Source organism: Streptomyces sp. NPDC055013 (genome assembly GCF_053608645.1).
The window spans coordinates 1-7,517 of sequence record NZ_JBSGVW010000076.1 but is presented as its reverse complement, the minus strand read 5'-3'; the positions used below and the strand labels follow the sequence as shown (position 1 = coordinate 7,517).

Sequence of the window (7,517 nt, the reverse complement as noted above, 5' to 3'; positions counted from 1 at the left end):
CCGCCGAGTCGCTCGGCGGGCCCCGCTGTCAGTTGTCCCGGCTACCCGACCTCGCGCAGCACCCCGAGGACGGCCGACTCGTCCGGCGCGGCCAGCAACCGCTCCCGGAACCCGGCGTCCATCAACTTCCGCGACAGCAGCGACAGAATCCGCAGATGCTCGTCGCCCGCGGCCGCCTCCGGTACGGCGATCATGAACACCAGCCTCGCCTTCGTACCGTCCGGTGAGTCCCACTCGACGCCCTGCACGGACCGCGCGAAACCGACGACCGGCGCGGTCACGGCGTCGGTCTTGGCATGCGGGATCGCGATCTCCTCACCGAGCCCGGTCGTACCCTGCGCCTCCCGCCGCAGCGCGGTCGCCACCAGCTCGTCCACGTCCGCGACCTTGCCGGTCCCCGCCAGCAGCTCGGCCATCTCACGGATCGCCGACTCCTTGCCCATGGCGTCGAGCCGCGCCTTCACGGTCTGCTCGGTGAGATAACCGGAGAGGACCTCGGCAGGGGAATCGTCGGCTTCGGCAGCGTCCACGGCACCCGTGGACGCTGCGGACCCCGTCGGCGACGCACCCGGGCCGGTCGCCGCCGCCTCGCGTACGGCAGCCTGCGCCACGACAGCAGCCGCGCCGGCACCCGGCACTCCGGCACCCGCACCGACCAGCGCGGGCTCAAGTCCGGCCGTGCCCGTGCCCGTGCCGACGAGCGCCTCCCCGCGCCTCCTGCGCTCACTGACGTCCACCAGGGCGACCGTCGTCAGCGCGGTGACGGCCGTGCCGATGGCCACGGCCACGAAGAACATCGGCACGCCGCTCACCGCGCCCAGCACCGCCACGATCGGCCCGCCGTGCGGCACCGCGTCCTCCACGCCGGCGACTCCGGCGATCGCACCGGCGACCGCGCCGCCGAGCATGTTGGCCGGGATGACCTGCGCGGGCCGTGCCGCGGCGAACGGGATGGCGCCCTCGGAGATGCCGAAGCAGCCCATGAACAGCGACGCGAGCCCCGTCTCCCGCTCCTGCTCGGTGTACAGCCGCTTGCGCATCAGCGTGGCGAGACCCTGGCCCAACGGCATGACCGGGATCGCCGCCGCGCACATGCCCATGACCGTCTGGTTGCCGGTCGCGATGAGCCCGGCGCCGAACAGGAACGCCGTCTTGTTGACCGGCCCGCCCATGTCGAACGCGATCATCAGCCCGAGAATCGCGCCGAGCAGGATCGCGCTCGTGCCCGTCATCCCGCTCAGCCAGTCGGTCAGGTTCTCGAACACCCAGGAGATCGGCTTGCCGATGACATAGATGAAGAACAGCCCGAGCGCCGTGGTCGCCACGATCGGGATCACGATGATCGGCATGATCGGCTGCGCGAACTTCGGGACCTTGACCTTCTTGATCCACAGCACCAGATACCCGGCGAGGAACCCGGTCACGATCGCCCCGATGAACCCGGCGCCCGCCTTGGAGTCGTACAACTCCCCGGTGTTGGCGATCCAGCCACCGATCATGCCCGGCACGAGCGCGGGCCGATCCCCGATGGCATACGCGATGTAACCGGACAGGATCGGCACCATCAGCGTGAAGCCGATGACGCCGATGTTGTTCACGTCCATCCAGAAGGAGTCCTTCGGGATGACCAGACCGCCCGACGGGTCGGTGTGCCCACCGAGCGAGAGCGATATCGCGATCAGCAACCCGCCGACCACGACGAACGGGATCATGTAACTGACCCCGTTCATCAGAGCCTTGTACCCGAGGCTCCGCTCCTTGCCACCGCCGGCCCCCGAGGCCGAGGTGACCGCCCCCGCCTCGTGGACGGGCGCCGACAGCACCTGCTCGATCAGCCGCTCGGGGTGGCGTATGCCCTCGGCCACCCCGACCGTGAGGACCCGCTTGCCCGCGAAACGGCTCAGGTCCACGTCCTTGTCCGCGGCGACGATGATGCCGTCCGCGGTGTTGACATCGTTGTCATCGAGAACGTTTTCAGCCCCGATGGATCCCTGCGTCTCCACCTTCATGTCGATGCCGCGGCTCTCGGCAGCCTGCGCGAGCTTTTCCGCCGCCATGTACGTGTGTGCAATGCCGGTCGGGCATGCGGTCACCGCGAGCAGCTTCAACCGCTTCCGCTCGCCGCTGCCGCCGCCCGTGGGGGGAGGGCCGGCCGTACTGGTCACGTCGATCTCCTAACGCCTTTGTTCGTGCGGACCACCGTCCCGGACGGCCCGCAAGATCGATCAGTTGTTCAGATCTCCCGGGCATCCTGCCCCACCTCGCCACAGCCTCAAAGGGGCGAAAGTGGCCCTTCGCCCCGGTTTGCTCCCTCCTGCGCACCGTTCGTTGGTGTCCTGTTATCGCTCCCGCGCAGCACCTCCCCGCCCACGACGGCCACCGGCCCCGCCCGCCGCCCCCGTGAACTTGCCGCTGCCCTCCCACCTCCGGGCGCCTCGATGGCGCGATCTGTACGGAGCCGGACGAGACGGACCGGGAACGCCCAGGCCTCCCGCTGTGGCTCCCGGGCGTCCCGGTGTAGCTTGGGACAGAGCCAGACGTCGCTGCTGATGGCGGTCGGGCGGTCCCGACACGGACCGGCCGAGGGAGAGAGGGCCTCCGACGGACTGCGCTGCGCGTACGCGGGCATGCCTGTGTCCTCTTCGGGCACCCCGGTGTCCGCCGCCGTGCAGACCAGCCGTACCCACCCTCGACCCAACCCCGAGGAGCAGCTCGTAATGACGACTGTCGAGAACCGACAGGACTTCAAGGTCGCCGACCTCTCCCTGGCCGACTTCGGCCGCAAGGAGATCACCCTCGCCGAGCACGAGATGCCCGGCCTGATGGCGATCCGCAGGGAGTACGCCGAGACGCAGCCGCTGGCCGGCGCCCGCGTCACCGGCTCCCTGCACATGACCGTGCAGACCGCCGTCCTCATCGAGACCCTGGTCGCCCTGGGCGCCGAGGTCCGCTGGGCGTCCTGCAACATCTTCTCCACCCAGGACCACGCCGCCGCCGCGATCGCCGTCGGCCCGAACGGCACGCCCGACAACCCCCAGGGCATCCCGGTCTTCGCCTGGAAGGGCGAGACCCTGGAGGAGTACTGGTGGTGCACGGAGCAGGCGCTGACCTGGCCGAACACCCCCACCGGCGGCCCGAACATGATCCTGGACGACGGCGGTGACGCCACCCTCCTCGTCCACAAGGGCGTCGAGTACGAGAAGGACGGCAAGGTCCCCTCGGTCGACACCGCCGAGTCCGACGAGCACCGCGTCATCCTCGAGCTCCTGCACCGCACCATCACGGACGGCTCGCAGAAGTGGACCCAGCTGTCCTCCGAGATCCGCGGCGTGACCGAGGAGACCACGACCGGCGTCCACCGCCTGTACGAGATGCAGCGCGACGGCATCCTGCTGTTCCCGGCGATCAACGTGAACGACGCCGTCACCAAGTCGAAGTTCGACAACAAGTACGGCTGCCGCCACTCCCTGATCGACGGCATCAACCGCGCCACCGACGTCCTGATCGGCGGCAAGACCGCGGTCGTCTTCGGCTACGGCGACGTGGGCAAGGGCTGCGCGGAGTCCCTGCGCGGACAGGGCGCCCGCGTCATCATCACCGAGATCGACCCGATCTGCGCGCTCCAGGCGGCGATGGACGGCTACCAGGTCGCGACCCTCGACGACGTCGTCGACAAGGCCGACATCTTCATCACCACGACCGGCAACAAGGACATCATCATGGCCGCCGACATGGCCAAGATGAAGCACCAGGCGATCGTCGGCAACATCGGCCACTTCGACAACGAGATCGACATGGCCGGCCTCGCGAAGATCCCGGGCATCGTCAAGGACGAGGTCAAGCCGCAGGTCCACACCTGGAAGTTCCCCGACGGCAAGGTCCTCATCGTGCTGTCGGAGGGCCGCCTGCTGAACCTGGGCAATGCCACCGGCCACCCGTCGTTCGTGATGTCCAACTCCTTCGCGGACCAGACGCTGGCCCAGATCGAGCTGTTCACCAAGCCGGACGCCTACCCGACCGGCGTGTACACGCTGCCCAAGCACCTGGACGAGAAGGTCGCCCGCCTGCACCTGGACTCGCTCGGCGTGAAGCTGACGACGCTCCGCCCCGAGCAGGCCGCGTACATCGGCGTCGAGGTCGAGGGCCCCTACAAGCCGGACCACTACCGCTACTGAGCCGAGCCGCCGCTGAGCCGCTGCCGAACCGGGTTGCTGCTCAGCCGGCGACGCGCTCCGTCGGCAGCAGATCCGCCGAGGCAGGCCCCCGCACCCCCGTGCCGGGGGCCTGCCCCTTTGGCCCGTGCAGCCCTTTCAGCCCGCGCGACCCCCGTGGCCCGCCCGGGCGGACCAGCCCGTCAAGACCCAGGACCCCGATGCCCCGCGGCCGTTATTCGCTCCACGATCCGCACGATCACACCCCCCTCGCAGAAGAGCACTTCCACTGCGCCCCCGGCCCGTCCGGCTGGCGCTACGTCTCCCAGCTGACCACCCCTGCGGGCGATCACAGCGGCTCCGTCGACCTCGCCCTGGACGAACTCGGCCGCCCCATCCGCCTCGAACTCCACGCCGGTGGCTGGCAGGTACGCGGTGCCGCCATCGACGGCGTCACCTGGGTCCGTACCGACCCCACCGGAGTTCAGGCCACGGAAGGCAATGTGCGCGCCCATGCCTTCACCGGAACATCCCCCGCGTTCCTCATCGCCACCACTCGCCTCCTGCGCCTCACCCCTTCCGGCTCGGCAACCCGCGTACGCCTCCTGGCCTTCACGGACCCGGTCCTCGCCCCGCGCACCGTGGACCAGTCCTGGGCCCTGATGAACAGAGAAACACACGCCACTGACAACGGCCCTTTGACCGTGGACGAATACCAGGTCACAGCCCTGGACACCGGCGAGCAGCACGCCGTACAAATCACGGGCGACGTGGTCCTCGCGGCCCCCGGCATCGAGCTCGAGGACCTGGAATCGCCGCCGTCGACGTTCAGTTGAGCGACGGCCCTCGGCCAGGGAGGAGCTAGGCCGGCGGGGCAAAGCCCGTGGAGGGCCGGTCATCCGCCGGCGCATCCTGTGGCTCCGGCGGCTGCCGCATTGCGTCATGCGGCGCCGAGGAACGATCCCCTTCCACGCCATACGGGGAAGGCGGCGCCGCAGCAGGGGTCGTCACAACCGGTGGACCGTACGCACCAGCCCCACCAGTCCCAGTCCCCGCATCACTCACAGTGGGCGCACCACCCTCGAACGCCCCGTGACTGAAGGCCCGCCGTGCCTCCCGCGCCTGCCGCTCCTGCAGAACCGCCGCCAGATACGCCGCCGGCGGAACACCCTGCGGCGCCGGAGTGCCCGTACGCGCCGCGAGGTCCGTGGCCAGCTGCTCCGCCATGCTCCAGCCGACCTGCGGGTCGAGTTGCTGCATCCGCGTCAGGTACTGGCGAATGGCGAGCCACAGACCATCGGGAACCGCCGACAGGTCAAGCCCCGAGAACCGCCCGGCCAGCCACGGTGGAGGCGGCGGCACAAACCCGGTCCGAGCGACGGGCACCCGCTCCCGCACGACGAGAGTCCCGGCGAAGACATCACCGAGCCGCCGCCCGCGCGCGGACACCAGCGAGGCGATGACAGCGACGACCCCGAGCGTCATCAGAATCTCGATCACGCCTATGAGGCCACGCACCAGCGCGTGCCGGAACCGGATCGGCCCACCGTCGTCACGTACGACCCTCAAGCCGCACGCCAACTTCCCGAGCGAGCGCCCATGACTGAGCGTCTCGACCGCGATCGGCCCGCCGACCAGCAGCAGAACGAACATCGCGATCGACAGCGCGGTCTGCGCCGCCTCGTCCAGGGAAGCGGTGGCAGCCACAACGCCAATGGTCACGACGATGTAGGCGATCACAGCCACGGCCAGATCAAGCAGCACGGCCAAGGCCCTGCTGGGCAGCTTCGCTGGGCGCAACTCCAGCGCCACCGCCTCGCCCGTCACCAGCTCACTCACGCCGATCGTCCTTCCCCTGACCTGCCCCTGAAATGGCCAGTCTGCCAAGCTGAGGGCGCATCGCGCCGCAGTACGACAAGCTGACACCTACGACGAGTCGCCGACGAACAGCCGAGGAGCAGAAAACCAGATGGACCTCGACGTCTTCGTCACCGCCCACCGAGCCGAGTGGGACCGCCTCGACTCCCTCCTAGGACGCCAGCGCCGTCTCACCGGCGCCGAGGCCGACGAACTCGTCGCGCTCTACCAGCGCACCGCCACCCACCTCTCCCTGATCCAGTCCAGCGCGCCCGACCCACAGCTGACCGGCCGGCTCAGCCAGCTCGTGGCACGCGCGCGTAGCGCGGTGACAGGCACTCGACGCGCCTCCTGGCGTGACGTCACCCGCTTCCTCGCCTACGGATTCCCGGCCGCCGTATACCGGTCGCGCCACTGGTGGGCGCCCACGGCGCTCCTGTCCACCCTGGTCGCGGCCCTCCTGGGCTGGTGGATCGGCACCCATCCCGAAGTACAGGCCACGATTGCCGCCCCCAGCGAACTACGCGAGCTCACCCGCCCCGGCGGCCAGTACGAGACGTACTACTCCAGCCACCCCGCGGCCTCCTTCGCAGCCCAGGTCTGGACGAACAACGCCTGGGCCGCCGCCCTCTGCCTGATCCTCGGCGTCTTCCTCGGCCTTCCGGTCCTCTGGATCCTCTTCCAGAACATGCTCAACCTCGGTGTCGGCTTCGGCTTGATGTCCTCAGCAGGCCGCCTCGACACCTTCCTCGGCCTCGTCCTGCCGCACGGCCTCCTCGAACTGACCGCGGTCTTCGTCGCCGCAGGCACAGGCCTGCGCCTCGGCTGGACCCTCATCGATCCGGGCCCTCGTACACGACGCTCAGCCCTCGCCGAGGAGGGCCGAGCCGCCATAGGCATGGCAATAGGCCTCGCCCTGGTCCTCTTCATCTCCGGCGCCATCGAAGGCTTCGTGACCCCATCCGGCCTGCCCACTTGGGCGCGCATCAGCATCGGCGTCGCCGCTGAGCTGGCCTTCCTCGCATACGTCTATGTCCTCGGCGGCCGTGCCGCCCGCGCTGGGGAGACCGGCGACGTCGAGGCCGCCGAGCGCAGCGCCGCGGTTCCGACCGCGGCCTGATGTGCGGGCACGCCCGCTGAGCTGCTAGTCTCCTCTTCGCCCCACAAGAGCCGTTGACGCGGAGCTGGCGGGGAGGTAGATTTGAACAGTTGCCTGGAAGTGGATGCGAGTCCAGTCGGGCAGAGTGACTATCTATCTGCTTCCGTGGAACTTCGATTCCCGAGAAGCCCCTCCCGATGATTCGGAAAAGAGTGGCTGGTCAATCTGGCCCGGAACTTCTGATAAAGTCGGAAACGCCGGAAAGGGAAACGCGAGAGCGGAAACCTGGAAAGCGCCGAGGAAATCGGATCGAGGAAAGGTCTGATAGAGTCGGAAACGCAAGACCGAAGGGAAGCGCCCGGAGGAAAGCCCGAGAGGGTGAGTACAAAGGAAGCGTCCGTTCCTTGAGA

5 protein-coding genes are annotated in these 7,517 nt (G+C 69.0%); 3 read left to right on the top strand and 2 right to left on the bottom strand.

Features of this window, described 5'->3' with window-relative positions:
• Positions 1-41 precede the first annotated feature (41 nt).
• Positions 42-2,165, bottom strand: a complete 2,124-nt coding sequence (locus ACWGDB_RS41675) for a fructose-specific PTS transporter subunit EIIC (RefSeq protein WP_453827253.1) — start codon at positions 2,163-2,165, stop codon at positions 42-44.
• A gap of 552 nt (positions 2,166-2,717) precedes the next feature.
• Between ACWGDB_RS41675 and ahcY the strand changes: the two genes are divergently transcribed.
• Together ahcY and ACWGDB_RS41665 are read left to right on the top strand one after the other, a co-directional pair.
• On the top strand, positions 2,718-4,175 hold the full coding sequence (gene ahcY, locus ACWGDB_RS41670; protein WP_453827252.1) for an adenosylhomocysteinase: 1,458 nt from the start codon (positions 2,718-2,720) through the stop codon (positions 4,173-4,175).
• 197 nt (positions 4,176-4,372) lie between these two features.
• Positions 4,373-4,987 carry a hypothetical protein gene (locus tag ACWGDB_RS41665; protein ID WP_453827251.1) on the top strand — a complete coding sequence of 205 codons (615 nt, stop codon included), beginning with the start codon at positions 4,373-4,375 and terminating at the stop codon, positions 4,985-4,987.
• A gap of 25 nt (positions 4,988-5,012) precedes the next feature.
• Here ACWGDB_RS41665 and ACWGDB_RS41660 read toward each other — a convergent pair whose 3' ends face one another.
• The gene (locus ACWGDB_RS41660; RefSeq protein WP_453827250.1) at positions 5,013-5,990 is read right to left on the bottom strand and encodes an RDD family protein; all 978 of its coding nucleotides are present in this window, start codon (positions 5,988-5,990) and stop codon (positions 5,013-5,015) included.
• Positions 5,991-6,120: 130 nt separating this feature from the next.
• Between ACWGDB_RS41660 and ACWGDB_RS41655 the strand changes: the two genes are divergently transcribed.
• Positions 6,121-7,128 (top strand): stage II sporulation protein M, encoded by a 1,008-nt coding sequence (locus tag ACWGDB_RS41655; RefSeq protein ID WP_453827249.1) that lies wholly within the window; start codon positions 6,121-6,123, stop codon positions 7,126-7,128.
• The last annotated feature ends 389 nt before the right edge of the window (positions 7,129-7,517 follow it).